This is a genomic window from Shewanella sp. WE21 (assembly GCF_002966515.1).
GTDB classification, from domain to species: domain Bacteria; phylum Pseudomonadota; class Gammaproteobacteria; order Enterobacterales; family Shewanellaceae; genus Shewanella; species Shewanella oncorhynchi.
The window spans coordinates 4168583-4185949 of sequence record NZ_CP023019.1; the positions used below are offsets into that span (position 1 = coordinate 4168583).

The 17367-nt window shown below is 41.9% G+C and carries 13 protein-coding genes and 5 pseudogenes; 15 read left to right on the forward strand and 3 right to left on the reverse strand.

Annotation, left to right across the window (positions count from 1 at the left end):
- The 13 genes and pseudogenes from CKQ84_RS18655 to CKQ84_RS24060 all read left to right on the forward strand — a co-directional run.
- Positions 1–1257: a molybdopterin-dependent oxidoreductase gene (locus CKQ84_RS18655; protein ID WP_105252341.1), complete on the forward strand. Its 1257-nt coding sequence runs from the start codon at positions 1–3 to the stop codon at positions 1255–1257.
- Positions 1258–1267: 10 nt separating this feature from the next.
- Positions 1268–1900 (forward strand): c-type cytochrome, encoded by a 633-nt coding sequence (locus CKQ84_RS18660; RefSeq protein WP_105252342.1) that lies wholly within the window; start codon positions 1268–1270, stop codon positions 1898–1900.
- Positions 1901–2563: 663 nt separating this feature from the next.
- Entirely contained in the window at positions 2564–3520 is a 957-nt protein-coding gene (locus CKQ84_RS18665; protein WP_105252343.1) for an MBL fold metallo-hydrolase, read from the forward strand.
- Positions 3510–3824, forward strand: a complete 315-nt coding sequence (locus tag CKQ84_RS18670) for a hypothetical protein (protein ID WP_105252344.1) — start codon at positions 3510–3512, stop codon at positions 3822–3824. The genes CKQ84_RS18665 and CKQ84_RS18670 overlap by 11 nt, the downstream gene beginning before the upstream one ends.
- Positions 3812–4672: a DUF692 domain-containing protein gene (locus tag CKQ84_RS18675; protein ID WP_105252345.1), complete on the forward strand. Its 861-nt coding sequence runs from the start codon at positions 3812–3814 to the stop codon at positions 4670–4672. Before CKQ84_RS18670 ends, CKQ84_RS18675 begins: the two co-directional genes overlap by 13 nt.
- A gap of 25 nt (positions 4673–4697) precedes the next feature.
- The gene (locus CKQ84_RS18680; RefSeq protein ID WP_216822564.1) at positions 4698–5411 is read left to right on the forward strand and encodes a putative DNA-binding domain-containing protein; all 714 of its coding nucleotides are present in this window, start codon (positions 4698–4700) and stop codon (positions 5409–5411) included.
- Entirely contained in the window at positions 5408–6007 is a 600-nt protein-coding gene (locus CKQ84_RS18685; protein WP_105252347.1) for a DoxX family protein, read from the forward strand. The genes CKQ84_RS18680 and CKQ84_RS18685 overlap by 4 nt, the downstream gene beginning before the upstream one ends.
- A gap of 65 nt (positions 6008–6072) precedes the next feature.
- A complete protein-coding gene (locus CKQ84_RS18690; RefSeq protein ID WP_105252348.1) occupies positions 6073–7671 on the forward strand; it encodes a cytochrome ubiquinol oxidase subunit I in 1599 nt (532 codons plus the stop codon).
- Entirely contained in the window at positions 7664–8800 is a 1137-nt protein-coding gene (gene cydB, locus CKQ84_RS18695; protein WP_105252349.1) for a cytochrome d ubiquinol oxidase subunit II, read from the forward strand. The genes CKQ84_RS18690 and cydB overlap by 8 nt, the downstream gene beginning before the upstream one ends.
- A 12-nt stretch (positions 8801–8812) precedes the next feature.
- The gene (gene cydX / locus CKQ84_RS18700; RefSeq protein ID WP_105252350.1) at positions 8813–8914 is read left to right on the forward strand and encodes a cytochrome bd-I oxidase subunit CydX; all 102 of its coding nucleotides are present in this window, start codon (positions 8813–8815) and stop codon (positions 8912–8914) included.
- 502 nt (positions 8915–9416) lie between these two features.
- A pseudogene (locus CKQ84_RS18705) lies at positions 9417–9653 on the forward strand (IS110 family transposase); the annotation flags it as partial.
- A 21-nt stretch (positions 9654–9674) separates the two neighbouring features.
- Positions 9675–10619 (forward strand): annotated as a pseudogene (locus CKQ84_RS18710) (IS3 family transposase); the annotation flags it as partial.
- A 22-nt stretch (positions 10620–10641) separates the two neighbouring features.
- Positions 10642–10865, forward strand: a pseudogene (locus tag CKQ84_RS24060) (IS6 family transposase); the annotation flags it as partial.
- 214 nt (positions 10866–11079) lie between these two features.
- Here the strand turns inward: CKQ84_RS24060 and CKQ84_RS18720 are convergent.
- Together CKQ84_RS18720 and CKQ84_RS18725 are read right to left on the reverse strand one after the other, a co-directional pair.
- Complete coding sequence (locus CKQ84_RS18720) at positions 11080–11967, reverse strand: dihydrodipicolinate synthase family protein (RefSeq protein ID WP_105252351.1); 888 nt, start codon at positions 11965–11967, stop codon at positions 11080–11082.
- Positions 11968–11978: 11 nt separating this feature from the next.
- Positions 11979–12755 (reverse strand): aldolase, encoded by a 777-nt coding sequence (locus CKQ84_RS18725; RefSeq protein ID WP_105252352.1) that lies wholly within the window; start codon positions 12753–12755, stop codon positions 11979–11981.
- A gap of 113 nt (positions 12756–12868) precedes the next feature.
- On the opposite strand from CKQ84_RS18725, the gene CKQ84_RS18730 reads away from it, so the two are divergent.
- Both CKQ84_RS18730 and CKQ84_RS18735 read left to right on the forward strand, forming a co-directional pair.
- Complete coding sequence (locus tag CKQ84_RS18730; RefSeq protein WP_105252353.1) at positions 12869–14329, forward strand: PLP-dependent aminotransferase family protein; 1461 nt, start codon at positions 12869–12871, stop codon at positions 14327–14329.
- A 1129-nt stretch (positions 14330–15458) separates the two neighbouring features.
- Positions 15459–16298: pseudogene (locus CKQ84_RS18735) on the forward strand (IS5 family transposase).
- A 44-nt stretch (positions 16299–16342) separates the two neighbouring features.
- Here CKQ84_RS18735 and CKQ84_RS18740 read toward each other — a convergent pair.
- A pseudogene (locus CKQ84_RS18740) lies at positions 16343–17334 on the reverse strand (IS3 family transposase); the annotation flags it as partial.
- Positions 17335–17367: the final 33 nt, after the last annotated feature.

Here is a 17367-nt window from a genome sequence, read left to right on the forward strand (position 1 = left end):
ATGAGTAATATAAATAGAATAGTATCAAAGTCTCGCCGTCAATTTTTGCGCAACGCCAGTGTTGCAACAATAGCCGCGACCCCGATAGCTGCATTGGCGGAATCAGTTATTAAATTCGCTGATGGTGATGGAGTAACATTTGCTGATGGTTCGCGCCCAATCGTGAATGATTTTCCCGGTAAGGACGATATGATTTTGGTGCATTCGCGTCCCCCACATCTTGAAACTCAAATGAAAGTTTTTGATAACGGGCTAATCACTCCGAATGAAAATTTCTTTGTTCGTTATCATCTTGCTGATATCCCTACTTCTATTGATCCTGATACATATACAATTAATATCAAAGGGTTGGTGAATAAACAGTTAGCTCTTACACTTGCTGAGCTGAAGGAAATGGATGGAGTTATAGAAATTGTTGCAGTGCAGCAATGTGCTGGTAATAGTCGAGGTTACTCATCGCCACGCGTATTTGGTGCCCAGCTTGGTAACGGTGCTATGGGTAATGCCAAATTTAAAGGTATTCCTCTTAAAAAAGTACTTGAGTTAGCTGGAGTTAAAAATGGGGCTAAGCAAGTCACTTTTAATGGTTTAGATAAACCAGTACTTGATACTACTCCTGACTTTCGTAAGGCACTGGACTATGATCACGTTATGACTGGTGAGCCTATGATTGTTTGGGAGATGAACGGGGAGCCGTTACCGTTCTTAAATGGCTATCCAATAAAATTAATTGTACCAGGCTATTATGCTACCTATTGGGTTAAACATCTCTCCGAGATTGAAGTGATTGATCATATTTTTAATGGCTTTAATGCGTATTTTATGACACATGCCTATCGTATTCCTGATAATGATTGTGGATGCGTTGAGCTAAATAGTGTTCCGGAAAAGACCCGTTCTATAACTCAACTTTCAGTACGCAGTTTTATTACTAATGTCAAATCTGGTGACACATTGATGGTTGGTAAGAAGACAGAACTTAAAGGTATTGCTTTTGATGGAGGTTCTGGCATCAAAAGCGTAGAAGTCTCTATTGATGGTGGTGAGCATTGGCTGCAGACAATATTAAGTGATGACCTAGGACGATTCTCTTTTCGAGGTTGGATGATTGCAGTAACCTTTGAGAAAAAGGGACGAATTCAGTTGATGGTTCGGGCGGTTAGTCATAAAGGTGAAACTCAACCAATAAAAGCGACTTGGGACCCTAATGGTTATCTGCGTAATGCTATTGAACATACGCATGTGCGTATCGCTTAAGGAGAATATAATGAGTAATAATGTATTAATTATATTAGGTTTTGTTTCTGTAGTGTTCAATAGTGCTTCAATTGCAGAGCCAGTAATGATTAAGTTACCAGCAGATACCTCGACTTTAAAGTTTTCGACATTACCTGGTTACATCATTGCTGAACAGAAGTGCAATATTTGTCACTCGTCGAACTATATTAGTTATCAGCCTCCTGGCATGAATCAAACGCAATGGACGGCTGAAATGCATAAGATGCATCAAAACTATGGCGCTCCAATAAATGAGCAACAAATTAATAGTTTAGGTGCGTATTTATCAGTTGCTTATGGTTCAGCGAAAGTGACTGATGAGAATATCATTGAAGCGTCTAAAGAAGTGGAGGAGGTAAAGAGCAGTGGTCCAGTAAATGTGCAAGCTTTATTAAAGGACAACTCTTGTCTTTCTTGTCACGGTCTGGACCATAAAGTGGTGGGGCCTGGTTATAATGAGGTCGCAGCAAAGTATAAATCTGTGCTAGATGCTAAAAAAATTGTTGCTGAGAATATTAAGAACGGTGGGAGTGGAAGGTGGGGTGCAATACCTATGCCGCCGATGACAGGTTTGAGTGAAACTGAAGCAAAGGCTTTAGCCGAGTTTGTATTAAGCCAATAGCTAGTGTTCATCATTTTTGTCATCTCAGTAAAAATATAAAATCAGGGATGACATATGACTCAATCTCTTAACTTTGAAAAGCTTTCAAAGGGTAATAGTTTCATTGGTAAATGATAATATCCTTGCCCATTGGGCAAGTAGTGTACTGCTAATTTAAGAGGTGAACGAAGACTCAAGGTGCTTTTCCTAATGAAAGTTGGTCTCAGGTTAATTTACCTGGGTCCTGTTGAACTAGGAGGCAATTTGAGGCTAAAGCGTGTGATATTCACAAACGAGATAGTTTTAACTACAAGAAATTAATAGCTCAATAAATGCGGTTAAGATAAAAGTCTGATAGTTTTTCTTGTTAGAACTTGCTTAATTTCTTTATGGATCGAACTATTTAATTTTTAGAATCAACGAGTTATAGTTCGATAGCCCGATATATCCTTTCTTCAAACTGAGCAATCATCCTCCTTGCTGAGTTAATGCTCGATACTTGTCTTTTTGTTCAAATTTATTGAATCATAAGATAAGAATATCAAGATTGCCCTCCAGTGCCTTAAGGCATATCGTCTACCAGTATATTGACCTGAATCAAAAACTTTGCACTTTCTTTGCAAATTTATTTTTCGTTTTCGGTTTATAAAACACCATGACAAATAAAATTGAAAGGTAGTCAGCATGAAACAACCACTCAAAGCTTTAGTTATTGCATTTGGCCTATCGTGTACTGCAGCGAGCAGTTACGCAATTTCATTAGAGCCGCTTGATAAAGAGTTTACATTACAAATTCTAGGCTCAGGAGGACCAATCTCTGATGATCTACGATCATCTTCTGCTGAAGTTATCTGGTGGAAAGGAAGATCTAAGATAATGATTGATGCTGGAGGTGGCGCTTATCTTCGTTTTGGACAATCTACTGCAAAATTGGAAGATTTGGATTTTCTTGGTATTACACATTTTCATACTGATCACGTTGCAGACCTTCCCGCATTGCTTAAAGGTGGTTACTTTTTTAATCGTATCGATCCACTCGATATTGCTGGCCCTGAAGCTGGCTCTGCTTTCCCTAGTCTCTCTGGCTATATGGACGCACTATTTAATAGCAAAGACGGTGCATATGCCTATCTCAATGGCTTATATGATGGGAGCGATGGTTTGTTTCCTGTCACGATAACAGATGTGCCTTATCAAACTACTGTGCGCACTAAGGTATACCAGCAAGATGGTTTAACTATATATGCACTAGGTATTCCGCACGGTGATGTACCTTGTCTTGCATATAGAATTGAAAGTGAAAAGGGAGTCATTGTGATTTCGGCTGACCAAAATGGCAGCAATCCAGCGTTTATCGATTTTGCAAAAAGTGCTGACATATTGATGATGCCGATGGCTGTCCACGAAAGTGCAGATGAAGTATCAGCTTTTATGCACGGGAAACCATCAATTATTGGACAAATTGCAGCGCAAGTTAATCCTAAATTGCTTGTTCTCAACCATTGGATGGGGGTGAGTCTCAAGCACCAATCAGAGTCGATGAAGATAATACAAGAATTATATCACGGTAAAGTTATCGCAAGCCGTGATCTCGCAAGCTATCCAGTAAATTCCGTTAAGGAGATAACCAATGAATTGTAAAATGACTCTCTCTATTGCTATAACATCAGCCATAGTCCTTCACTCTGGAATGACATGGGCAAACCCTAAATGTGATGTTCCGGTTAGTGTACAGGCTACCTCTCAAAATGGTGGAAAATGTGCTGCGGGTAAATGTGGTACCGAAAAACGCTTCGAAAAACAGGATTTGAAAACTGATCCTCAAGATCGTTTGGTGCGTGCTCGAGATGGAAAGTGTGGCTTAACCGCAGAAGGTATAACGCCATCAACTGAGTCCATTATTCTTGTTAACAGCAAGATTACTGGTGGTGTATGCGGACAATAGCGAGCACTGCAAAAGGCATTGGCCTCCGTAGTGAACATCTAGAGCATTTATGCCAATGTCAAAGTTATCCTGATATTGATTTTCTGGAATTGGCTCCTGAGAATTGGATGAATATCGGAGGTCTCAAACGTGAACAACTACAGGAAATAGCTAAAAGATTTCCCTTAGTGGCTCATGGACTTAGCTTATCAATTGGTGATTGCCAGCCGATAAATAAAGTGTTTGTACAAAAAATTGCAACCTTTCTCAACGAGTTTAATATTGATATTTATAGTGAACACCTGAGTTTCTCTCGTGATGTTAAGGGTTATTTGTATGAACTGTTGCCTATCCCCCGTTATCAAGAGAATATTGCATATTTAGTTGAACGTATTCAACAAGTTCAAGATATTTTACAACGTCCTCTTATCTTGGAAAATATTTCTTACTATCACGATTACGGTAATGAGATCCCTGAAGGAGAATTTATTGCAGAGATTGCCGCTCGTAGTGGCTGTCAGTTATTAATTGATATTAATAACGTTTATGTCAATAGTCGGAATCATCAAAACTGTCCGTTTGACATGCTAGCTACATTACCCAGTGAGGCTATTTGTTATTACCATATTGCAGGCCACTTAAAGGAACGGGAAGATTTTCTGCTTGATACTCATGGTAAACCGGTGCAAAAGGAAGTTATCGATCTGGCTCGTTATACCTACACTCTTCACGGTAATCGCCCATTACTGTTAGAGCGTGACCACAATGTTCCTCCGCTGTCGATATTGTCTGAGGAGTTAAGATCTATCCATCTAGATATCGTTAACCCTAAGCCAATTGCCCATTTGGAGATCGCAGCGCATGCTTAAACCGCCGGTGAAAATGAGCCTACAGATGCAAGCGTTAACAAAGTCAATTCGCACTCCCTCCTTGCAAAGGGAGTTACCGTGCCGTTATCAAGAGTTCATCCGTAGTAATTTGTACTCAGTTATCACTCACTCTTTTCCGCTGTTTTGCTCGCAGCTGACAGAGTCAACGGTATATACGTTAGTTGATGAATGGTTATTCATGCATGGAGCGACAGAGCCAGAGTTTCACCATATCGCGACTGAATTTGTCAAATTTATTCATCAGCGAGTCCTTGATAATCGGGGCTGTCATTTAACAGCAGAACTGATATCGATAATCGAATATGAATGGATCATTTTTAGTACTGAAATTGATGTATCTGAGTTAGTAATACCCAACGTATTGTGGGATGAGGTAGACGCTCGACCAGATAAATTCTACATACTACTTAATTCAACATTAAAGTTAGTCAAAGTTCCTTTTTTAATTAATTCCGATTCGGTCACTTTTATGACGAATAAACATCAAACTGCATGTTATGGAGTATTTCGAAATGCATTGCATCAAGTTGTTTCACAAAAGCTGAGAGAAGTTGATATTGCAATTATTCAGATGATCCAACATAGCCCTAGACTGACCTTTATTCAACTTCAACAACAGATTACTCAACATCTGTCTACATTTCACGTTTTGACCTGGGTTCAAGAGTTTTATCAAAATGGACTCATAGGCCTTTATATATCAGGAGAAACAATATGATTAACGTATTTGTTAATTGGTACGATGCTATAGTCGAAAAATGTAAGAGATTTGATTTTATAGTACTACTTGCCATTCGGCTCTTTCTTGTTCCTGTTATTTTCGTCGGCGCTCAATCTAAGGTTTTAGGGTTTGCTGGTTCTGTTGCCTGGTTTGGTGCTTCTACCGCTGATGGCGGTTTGAACTTGCCTTTTCCTGAGTTGCTCGCTTTCTTAGCGGCCGCAACAGAAGTAATAGGCTGTTTTTGTATCGCGCTAGGCTTGTTTACACGTATCATGGCGATTCCGATGATTTTACTCATGAGTGTCGCCAGTGCAATGGTTCACTGGAAACATGGTTGGGATGCTATTGCCACTAGCAGTATGGAGGCTACACTGCGACTGAATGGATTTATTGAATGGTTAGCAGTGAATTTTCCTGGTCGATATAACTACATTACCGAACTGGGTGATCCTGTGATGCTTAATAACGGAATGGAATTTGCGGCCACTTACTTTGTAATGCTTATGGTGCTTTTCATCTACGGTGGTGGCCGCTACGTTAGCGTGGATTATTGGTTAAAAAAACCTTTCACTCGTACGCCTCAAAAAGCTTAATACCTAACTAAGTACACTCATACTTAATTATCTTACTTGCCACCTTGGTGGCGAGAGGGGACTTTATGTTTACAGATGTAGTGGAATTATCACGGTTCCAATTCGCTAGTACAGCCCTTTACCACTTTATTTTTGTCCCTTTAACTATTGGTTTATCATTTTTACTTGCGATCATGGAATCACTCTACGTCATGACCGGTAAAACCGTTTATAAAGACATGACGAGATTTTGGGGGAAATTATTTGGTATTAATTTTGCTGTTGGTGTCGCAACAGGGCTCACGATGGAGTTCCAGTTTGGTACCAATTGGGCGTACTACTCCCATTATGTAGGTGATATTTTCGGGGCTCCACTTGCTATAGAAGCGTTGATTGCATTTTTTCTTGAGTCAACGCTAGTTGGGATGTTTTTCTTTGGTTGGGATCGACTTTCTAAAAGACAACACTTGAGTGTCACTTGGCTTACTGCTCTGGGATCAAATTTCTCTGGGTTATGGATTTTGATGGCAAATGGCTGGATGCAAAATCCAGTTGGAGCTGAATTCAACTATCAAACCATGCGTATGGAAATGACAAACTTTGCAGAAGTTATCTTCAATCCAGTAACTCAGGTTAAGTTTGTACATACAGTTGCTGCCGGTTACACCACTGGTGCGTTGTTTATTATGGGCATCAGCGCTTACTACATCTTGAAGAATCGTGATTTGCCATTTGCTCGCCGCTCATTTGCGGTTGCTTGTGCCTTTGGTATGGCTTCCATCACAGCGACTTTGTTGTTGGGTGATGAATCTGGCTACACACTTGGGGAAGTGCAGCAAGTCAAACTTGCGGCTATCGAAGCAGAATGGGATACCGAGCAAGCGCCCGCTTCCTTCACTCTATTTGGGGTACCGAATCAAGAAACCATGCATACCGACTATGCGATTAAGATTCCTTATTTGATGGGTATTATCGCGACACGGTCACTTGATGAGCCAGTAGTGGGGTTGAAGGAGCTAATGGCGCGCAGCGAACGGCGTATTAGAAATGGTATGAAAGCGTATGGATTACTGGAAGAGTTACGCAGTGGTAATGATTCGACACAAAACATTGCCGAGTTTAATTTCATCAAACGTGATTTAGGTTACGGCTTGTTACTGAAAAAATATACCGATAACGTTACTAACGCGACTGAAAGCCAGATTAAACAAGCGGCGAAAGACACCATCCCACAAGTAGCTCCGTTGTTTTGGAGTTTTAGAATTATGGTGGTGTGTGGCATTACCATGTTTGCAGTGATCGGTTTTTGCTTCCTTCAAGTGTGTAGACGAAGAATAGGCACACAACCTTGGCTGTTACGCGTCGTTCTATTTGCGATTCCACTACCTTGGATAGCCAGTGAAGCAGGCTGGTTTGTGGCTGAATTTGGTCGTCAACCTTGGGCAATTGGTGAAGTTCTTCCCGTTAATATGGCTGTTTCTAACTTATCACTGAGCGATCTTTGGATCTCACTTGGTTCTGTATATCTATTTTACACCCTATTCTTAGGGGCTGAAATGTACCTAATGGTGAAGTTTGCACGACGTGGCCCAAGTGCACTTCATACAGGACGTTATCACTTTGAAGTACAAAATTTTCATTCAACGTTACTCAAAGCGCAACACGAAGGAAAATATGATGTTTGATTACGAAACCGCACGACTGCTCACTTGGGCAATCATAGGCATTTTGTTGATTGGTTTTACCATTACTGATGGGTTTGATATGGGCGTGGCTGCGTTACTGCCTATTTTAGGGCGTAAAGATGTCGAGCGGCGAGTTATGATCAACAGTATTGCTCCTCATTGGGATGGTAACCAAGTGTGGCTGATTACGGCAGGAGGCGCAATTTTCGCTATTTGGCCACTCGTCTACGCCACGGCATTTTCAAGCTTTTATCTGGCGATGATACTACTGCTTACTGCATTATGGCTGCGTCCCATTGGCATGGATTATCGAGCAAAAATTGATAATCCATCTTGGCGTAAGGCTTGTGATAGTGCACTTGTCTTGAGTGGTATAGTGCCTCCACTAATCTTTGGGATTGGTTTTGGTAATTTATTGGTTGGAGTGCCGTTTAAGCTTAATAATCTTCTCATGCTCGATTACCAAGGGAGTTTTTGGGAGCTGTTGACACCTTTTCCACTGATTTGTGGTTTAGTGAGTCTTGCGATGGTTGTCACCCAAGGTGCTGTGTTTTTGCAACTTAAAACTGCCGATGACCTACGTCTACGCGCCCATAAAGTTGCTATCATTAGTGGCATAATCACATTATTATTATTCTTAGTTGGTGGTATTTTCGCAGCTCAAACAGCTGGTTATCTTATTGTTAGCCCAATACTGACCAATGCAGCTTCAAATCCATTAAATAAGGAAGTGATCAGTGTAGCGCACCGTTTATTGCATAACTATTTTGAACACCCTTTATTGTGGCTTATCCCATGTGCAGGTATTACTTGCTTATTAGCATCAATTTGGGCAAGCAAAAGATACGCTTCTGGTAAAGCATTCTTATTTTCTAGTACTGCGATAGCATGCATTATTTTGACGGCAGGTGTTGCCTTATTCCCGATGATTATGCCTTCAAGTTTAGTCCCCTCGCAGAGCTTAACCATCTGGGATGCTACATCAAGCCAAAAAACACTTAATATCATTGCGATTGTTACCATCATTATGCTACCCGTGATCCTCAGTTACACTATTTGGTGTTACTACAAAATGTTCGGTCGTTTAGATGAAAACTATATTCGAAACAACAGCTCATTGCTGTATTAAAGGAGATAATTCATGTGGTATTTCTGTTGGGTTCTTGGAGTATTATTGGCTTGTGCCTTTGGTATTATTAATGGTTTATGGCTAGAGCATTCTGAACATTTCGAAGAACAATGATCAAATAGCGGAGCTAAATCGCTGTTTCAACCAAAACGTGCATACAGATTTCTAAAAAATGGGTTTCTTTGCAGCTATTTTTTTAGCGAATGAGGCGACAACATCGTCTAGTTTAAATTAAATCTAACTTAACAAAGCTATGGCTATGCTAAAGTACAATTTAAGGGTAACAATGGAAATATTACAATTTATAACAACCAATATAGATAATATTATTTATAATTAAAAGCTGACTAGAGCTATTCCTTTAACTTTAAACTTCATTTAAGGGATAGCTATTTTATTAAATGCTTTGCTTTACTTAAATGTGTTGGGAAAGAGAACTGAGTCACAACTATTGCCTATGCGTTAAAACCAGGAGAATGTAAGTTTTTATGTATTTTACTACGGTCTAGTTACTGTCGTGATGTAATTGACACCTTAGCACCTTAGCACCTCAGCACCTCAGCTTACAGTATTATGCCAAGCTTGAAGCTGACAAATAGTTCAGGAGGTTTTCATCATGGATATTAAAGTTATTGGTATCGATTTAGCCAAAAATATTTTTCAAGTTTGTGTTTGTCTTATGGATAACTCAATCATGAGTAACAAAATGGTTAACAGAAAAAAGCTGCTCGATAAAATTAGACAACTCCCCGAAGGTAGCCTTATTGTTATGGAGGCCTGTGGAATAGCGCATTCTGGGAAAGAAAATTTCAAGCACTTGGTTATCAAGTACTGCTCTGGTCTAATCCCATCGGACGCTTAATTTTGAGACAGTATGGTCAATAAATTAAGAAGTCTATATGAGTCTGAAAAATCACATAAGAGTTATCCGCAGGCATTTAAAGATGAAGCCGTCTTGATGGTGCTAGAGCAAGGTTATAGTGTTGCTGATGCAGCAAAGTCTCTTCGAGTTAGCACGAGCCTGCTTTACAACTGGAGGGGAAATCACGAAGCCTTGCAGCAAGGCATCACATTAGCAGAGTCTGAATGTGATGAGTTGAAGCGATTACGTAGATAAAACAAAGGATTACGCATGGAGAAAGGAATTCTAAAAATACCCAAGAGGCACGCCGAGACAAGCGCCTTCTTTGCGAGAGAAATGAAGTAAAATTTAGTTTCATCAAACAGCAATCCAACCTGTTTCCCGTAGCACTGTTATGCCGAGTAATGAGTGTCAGTAAGTCGGGCTATTACGATTGACATAAACGCCCTACAAACGTGATCAGCCTTGAAACACTGAAGCTTTATCGCCTTTTTCGACAGCTATTTAAGCAAAGTTGAGGCAGCTTAGGGAATCGTGAAATGGTGAAGACATTGCGCAATGAAGGCTACTAAGTTGGTCGCTATCTCGTACGTAAAATTATGCACCGCCTTCGACTCAAAGCAACCCAGCGATGCGCTTACAAGGCGACGACACAGCGAAAACACTCAGATGTAGTGGCTGATAACCTATTAAACATGAACTTTAATCCAATATCGGCTAATCAGGTCTGGGCGGGTGACGTGACCTATTTAAAGACGGGTGAAGGCTGGATGTATTTGGCAGTGGTGATGGATTTATATTCACGCCGGATTGTGGGATGGCACATAGACAAACGCATGACCACGGATTTGATACCTAAGGCATTAATGAAACCCCTACAACCTGCGCCAACCGGCCAGAGGGTTGGTATTTCACAGTGACCGAGGCTCGCAATATACTAGTAAGCAATTCGGTAGGCGTTGTTGAATAAATCCGTGAACTATTTGGCGTTGCCGTGATTGCCGTTGAATATTTAAATATTATTGTCGGGCAAAGTCACCTAAAAGTGAAAAGAAAAATGCATCAATGTCTAGACAGGAAGTCATGAGAAGGACCGAATCGACCTTGTAGGGTGTTAAGCTTTGGTCCATGATTAAGTTGGGACAAATGGACACGGCTGAAATGATGACGCCATGGGACCAATTTTATTCTTTAGCGGCATAGTCGTATCTGAGGGCTCTTACGCTCTCAAATTATAGCTGCAAGCACTCTGTTTGCGACAGAACCAGTAACATCCACTAATAGCTCAAACTATTTTCATTTATTTTTAATTTTGTTCTGACCCCATTTATTACATTTATTATTTACGAAAAAAGCTATGGCGCTAAATTTATTTAGCGCCATGTTATAGACCCAAAATACCCAGCGAAATTTTGGATTAAGAAAGGTGGTCTAACTCTAATAACATCTTTTTAAGTTGCTCTTGTGCTGCGTTAGCTAAAGGCAGTAATGGCTTACGTGGGCCACCAACGTCTCTCCCTTGCAGCGCAAAACCCGATTTAACTGCGGCAGCCAAGCCAGATTTAACGATGAATTCTAAAAAATCATACTGTTGATAAAACAGTGCTTTGGCTTTTTCGTTATTGCCACTTCTCACTGCCTCAAGTAATTGTTTGGGTTTATCGCCAATTAAACAGGGCGCGGCGGTACACCAGCCGATAGCTCCAGCGTTAAGAGCTTCCAGAGCCATGTGATTACAGCCGTTAAAAAATGGCACAGAGCCGGCTGAGAGTTGATAAATTTTATGCATCCGCTGTATATCACCGGTGCTTTCTTTAATCATGGTTGCATTTTTGATCTTATCGATCATTTTCAGCATAAATTGGGGTGACATATCAACACCACAGGTCGCTGGATTGTTATAGATCATGATTGGTAGCGGGGTTGCATCGGACACACTTTGATAATGTAAAAAAACCTCGTCTTCGCTTAATTTATAATACGAAAATGGTGAAAGCATAATGACATCGGCGCCAATAGCATAAGCGTGCTTGGCGCGTTGCACTGCTTGCTCAGTTGTGAGTTCGGCAATACCTATCACCACAGGCACTCGAGCGGCGACATGTTTAACCGTAAAACTGGCTACATTTTCCCATTCCTCTTTGCTCAAATAGGCAGCTTCCCCAGCACTGCCTAAAGCCGCAATGGCATCAACCTGAGCATTAAGCAATGTATCGATAACGATCCCTAACTTGGTAAAGTCAATCGTTTGGTTGTCATGGTGAAAAGGGGTAATTGGATAACCTATAATTCCTGCTAACTTCATTTTTATGCTCCTTAAATACAGTTGGTGTGATGTTTTAAAGCCTGTCTTGCGTAGTAGGCAAAATTGACTTTATTTCGTTTATCAGTTGAAACCCAGTCATGTGCTTCTTGGGCTAAGTGCTGTGGCAGCGGTTTAATCTCGCCAGCCGCCATCGCTAATAATTGCAATTTTGCGGCGCGCTCAATCAAGATCGCTAGATTACAGGCTTCTTCAATATTTTTGCCTACCACCAGCTGCCCGTGATGGGCGAGAAATACCGCCCGATTGTTACCTAGCGCTTTTGAAATGAGTATGCCTTCTTCGTTACCCACGGGTACCCCAGGCCAATCAGGCACAAAAGAGCAATCGTTGTATAAACCACAGGTATCCATTTGCGAGATAATCAAAGGCACGGCTAGCATTGATAACGCAGCAATATGGGTGGGATGGGTATGAATGATGCAGTTTACATCTGGATGTTCTTGATAGATCCAAGTATGAAAACGGTTAGCCGGGTTGGCCATACCAACACCCGCCAAAGGTTTAAGGTCTTGATCAACCTCAATTAAGTTTTCAGCAGTCACTTCATCAAACCCTAAACCAAACCTTTGGGTTAAAAAGGTGTTTTTGGCGGCTGTCCGGCTGGTAATTTGCCCAGCCAATCCAGCGTCGTGGCCTTTATCGAATAAGATTCGGCAGGTTAACGCTAGTTTTTCACGCTCGGATAACAGGCTGTCTTGAATCAGCATGTGCATATCTTGCTGTGCATTTTGCATCAGTGTTTCTTTTGTCGTATTGGATGTCTTCATCTGAGCTCTCTTCTGCTATTTGCTTTGACAATGGCAATACGATAGCGATAGTCTGGATTAAAAATAAGAGCCAGAAATGTAAACTTTAGGGGTCCAGAAGTGCGTGATTATCTATGTTAAAAGCTTGGGACATTCAGTTTTTACTTGCAGACAGTGTTGGTAAGACACTGCATGCGAAGTTATTGAACCGTATCACCACAGACATACAAAATGGACGATTAACACCAGGTTGTTTGTTACCCGGTTCACGTTCGTTAGCTGAGCAACTAGGAATAAACCGCAAAACTGTGCAGCAAGTATATGAAGAACTTGAAGTACAAGGTTGGTTGAAAAGTAAACTTAGAAGCGGAACCTTTGTATCTGAAATATTGCCAGAGCAAAACTTGTCTGCGGCAGATGCTTCTTTGATTAACCTGGTCCAAAAAACAAAACCATCGTCTAAATTGGTGAAAAATTTATACTCAGATGCGCTGGCTTTGGCCGATTGTATTGCAATAACCAATGACGGTACCCCTGATGTGCGGCTCATTCCGTACGATTTATTAGCTCGAACCTACCGACGCGTCTGCGTAAATTTAAGTCGGCACGCTAAACTTGGTTACGGCGATCCACGTGGTGCCATTGAACTGCGAAGCTCAATCCAAAAAATGTTGGCTAGCGACCGGTTTATGCATTGCTCTGTACAAGAAATATGTGTAGTTCGCGGCAGTCAAATGGGGATTTATTTAGCGTCTAGAATAATAGATCCGAAAAAAGGCGCCATTATCATGGAAGAGTTATGCTACTTACCTGCGCAAGCCGCGTTCGAAGCCAATGGGTTTACCGTCATAAAATGTCGATTAGATGAACAAGGTCTCGATATCACCTACTTACGAGAAATACTCGCCTCTCATGAGGTATCGGGTGTTTATGTCACACCGCATCATCAATACCCTACCACTGTCTGTTTACCCATGCACCGACGGTTAGCTTTATTAGATTTATCTAAATCTTATCAGTTTTCCATTATTGAAGATGATTATGACCATGAATTTCATTATGAAACCCATCCAATACCACCATTAGCCAGCCTACCGAATTCCGAAAATGTCATTCATATTGGCTCTATGTCGAAGGTATTGGCCCCAGGCATTAGGCTAGGTTACCTAGTTTCAGGAACTCAGTTTATTGAAAGAGCCGCACAAGAAATAGTCCTGATAGATAGGCAAGGGAATACCATAACGGAACATGTCATCGCTGACTTAATGGAGTCGGGGGAAATAAAGCGTCATATCAGAAAAGTCCGGCGAGAATATAAAGACCGAAGAAACCATGCCGCACAAGAATTTATCCGGTTCTTCGGCAATAACGTATCGTTCGCCTTACCTACCGGTGGTTTAGCTATTTGGGTTGATATCTCTCAACTAGTTGAAGGTAGCGACCTCTCTGGCTTGCAGAATAGCGACTCAATACTAAGCACTTATTTTGCTGGTGATCAAAAGACAGCAACGCACATTCGCTTTGGCTTTGGCGCCCTTAATCTTGATGAAATAACGAAAGTGATTAAAAAATTATCGCAGCATTTAATCAGATAAAGAGTTGTTTTCAGCATAAAAATAAGTGTTTTTGTTTTAAATTAGTGACTTAATGATTCAATAAGGGCAATAGTTAATGGATGTAGACTTCATCAGCATGTAAATTTTTTTACTGACGGGTGTATTCAGAGAATCTGGTGAATAACTTGATATAGTGCTAAGCATGGTTTTTTATGCACACAGTGATGGCTGCAAAAGGTGATTGAGAACAGTGGATCATCATCGGCATCTGTTGCAAACCTTGGATGAAATGGTGTACCTGCATCAAGTGCAGAGTTATGAGGCACCTTTATAGCACGAGTAGCATTCGCAATAATTGGCAGCGCTGCAACTGTGCTGCGCGTATTATCACGCCAGCAGGGTTCAGACTGGTGTTAAGGTTGCGAATTAAAACAATAGGTCATGGCTGCTGGGGTATAAGTAATATAACCGCGAATTCAGCGTCGCTCAGGCATTTGCTGATGTTTGTGGGTGAAGTCGGCATTGATCGGGCAGATATAGGCGTGTTGTGCAACGATGGCGAGTGAAAATACCGCACGTTTCCTTTGCCTTGGTTGTTACTGGTTTGTTGTAAGCCCCTAGAGGGTTTGCCCCATTATGGCTCAGCAATGCTTCGATGCGGCCTAGATAGCCTCAAAAAGTTGGGAGCACTCTAGCCCATGCAGCAGTAGGGCTACAGGCAAGTCGTTGCATCAACCCTAGTTGAGGATGCAATGGCGTGAATTTGTTGCTTAGTGTTAAGTTGAGGCGGTCGGTGAATCGGGTGAAAGCTAAGGTTTTAAACGGTTTTTGACGGTTTTAGGTGAATTGCTTCTGTCTAGGACTAGGCTCATTTTAACCGAGTGCCAGGCTCGCTCTCTTGACCTGCATTAGTCGCTCCTAATGTATCGAGGTGGAGCTATGATCATGTGCAATTATGATGAATTTAGACTTTCAGACGGGCGGATATTGGACCTCGCCGATATCCAAGGTTTGAATGAAACCGAATGCTACACCTTAAGAGGGTGAAAATCGATATCGACCCGCTATAGATGCTACTCATTATCATCACGGGTCCTTCCGGCTGGCTTGACTGCGGGGGCGGTGACGCGCAGTGCTTCACTACATATGAGGGTTTTAGAGGGCGTTAGTGAACCGTTGTTCGCTCACCTTCTGGGTGGATGAAGCAGCAGTAAAAGCGTGGTACTGCCATGAGCATCATGGCGGGCGTGGTCGCGGGTTTAGCTATAGTGATGTGGCGATTGAAACAGCGTTGATGGTCAAAGGCATCTTTAATTTGTCGTTGCGTGGGCTAGAAGGCTTTCTCAACTCTTTGTTTACGTTGATGAGTGTGCTACTTAAATCACCCGATTACACTTCTATCAGTAAACGCGCTAAGACAGTCAATGTTCAGTACCGCAACCCCAGTCGCGGACCCATAACGCATATTGTTGCCGATGCTACAGGGCTAAAAGTGTTTGGTGAAGGCGAATGGAAAACGCGCAAGCATGGCGCAAGTTGCACTTATCCATCAATACAAGCACTCACGAAGTCGTTGCCGCTGAAGTCAGTCTTGTGTGAGTAGGCGATAATGAAGTACTGCCGACCTTACTCAATCCTTTACGGCGAAAGATAGCGCAGGTATCGACAGATGGGGCTTATGATACAAAGGGTTGTTATCAATTACTGCGACGTAAAGGCTGCAAAGCTACCATCCCCGCGCTCAAATGCTGGGTTATGGGAAAAGGGGCATCCACGCAATGAAGCGGTAGAAGCACTGAAAGCGGGTCAGCTGAAACAATGGAAAATTGATAACGGCTATCACCAGCGCTCTCTAGCAGAGACCGCCATGGGCCGATATAAACAGTTGAATCGTCCAATGCTGAGTTTACGTGATTACAATGGGCAAGTCGCAGAGGCCTTGGCTGGTGTGAAGGCGATGAACAAAGTCATTAGTCTGGGTATGCCCGTTCGCCAGCAAGTTACTTAATCGGCCAGAAGCCTTGGAATAATTACGTTCTATGAAATGATTTAATCAACAACGCCATTATCCCAACACGCACCCACATCACCCATGCTGGCTTGGACACCATAGTTCGATAGCAGCCTACTGAATTGCTTACTGGTATATTGCGAGCCTCGGTCACTGTGGAATACCAGCCCTCGCGCTGGTTGGCGCAGGTTGTAGGCTTTCATTAATGCCTTAGATATCAAATCCGTGGTCATGCGTTTGTCTATGTGCCATCCCACAATCCGGCGTGAATATAAATCCATCACCACTGCCAAATACATCCAGCCTTCACCCGTCTTTAAATAGGTCACGTCACCCGCCCAGACCTGATTAGCCGATATTGGATTAAAGTTCATGTTTAATAGGTTATCAGCCACTGCATCTGAGTGTTTTCGCTGTGTCGTCACCTTGTAAGCGTGTCGCTGGGTAGCTTTGAGTCGAAGGCGGTGCATAATTTTACGAACGAGATAGCGACCAACCTGGTAGCCTTCCTTGCGCAATTTCTTTACCATTTCACGATTCCCTAAGCTGCCTCGACTTTGCTTAAATAGCTGTCGAACAAGGCGATAAAGCTTCAGTGTTTCAAGGCTTATCACGTTTGCAGGGCGCTTATGCCAATCGTAATAGCCTGATTTACTTACACTCATTACTCGACATAACAGTACTATGGGAAAAAGGTGAGATTGCAGTTTGATGAAACGAAATCTTACTTCATTTCTCTCGCAAAGAAGGCGCTTGCCTCGGCGTGCCCCCTTGGGTATTTTTAGAATTTCTTTCTCCATGCGTAATTCTTTGTTTCTCTACGCAATCGCTTCAACTCATCACGCTCAGACTCTGCTAAGGTGATGCCTTGTTGCAGGGCTTCGTGTTTTTCCTTCCAGTTGTAAAGCAGGCTCGTGCTAACTCCAAGAGACTTTGCCGCATCGGCAACGCTATAACCTTGCTCCAGCACCATCAAGACGGCTTCATCTTTAAATGCCTGCGGATAACTCTTATGTGATTTTTTCAGACTCATATAGACCTCTTAATTTATTGACCATACTGTCTC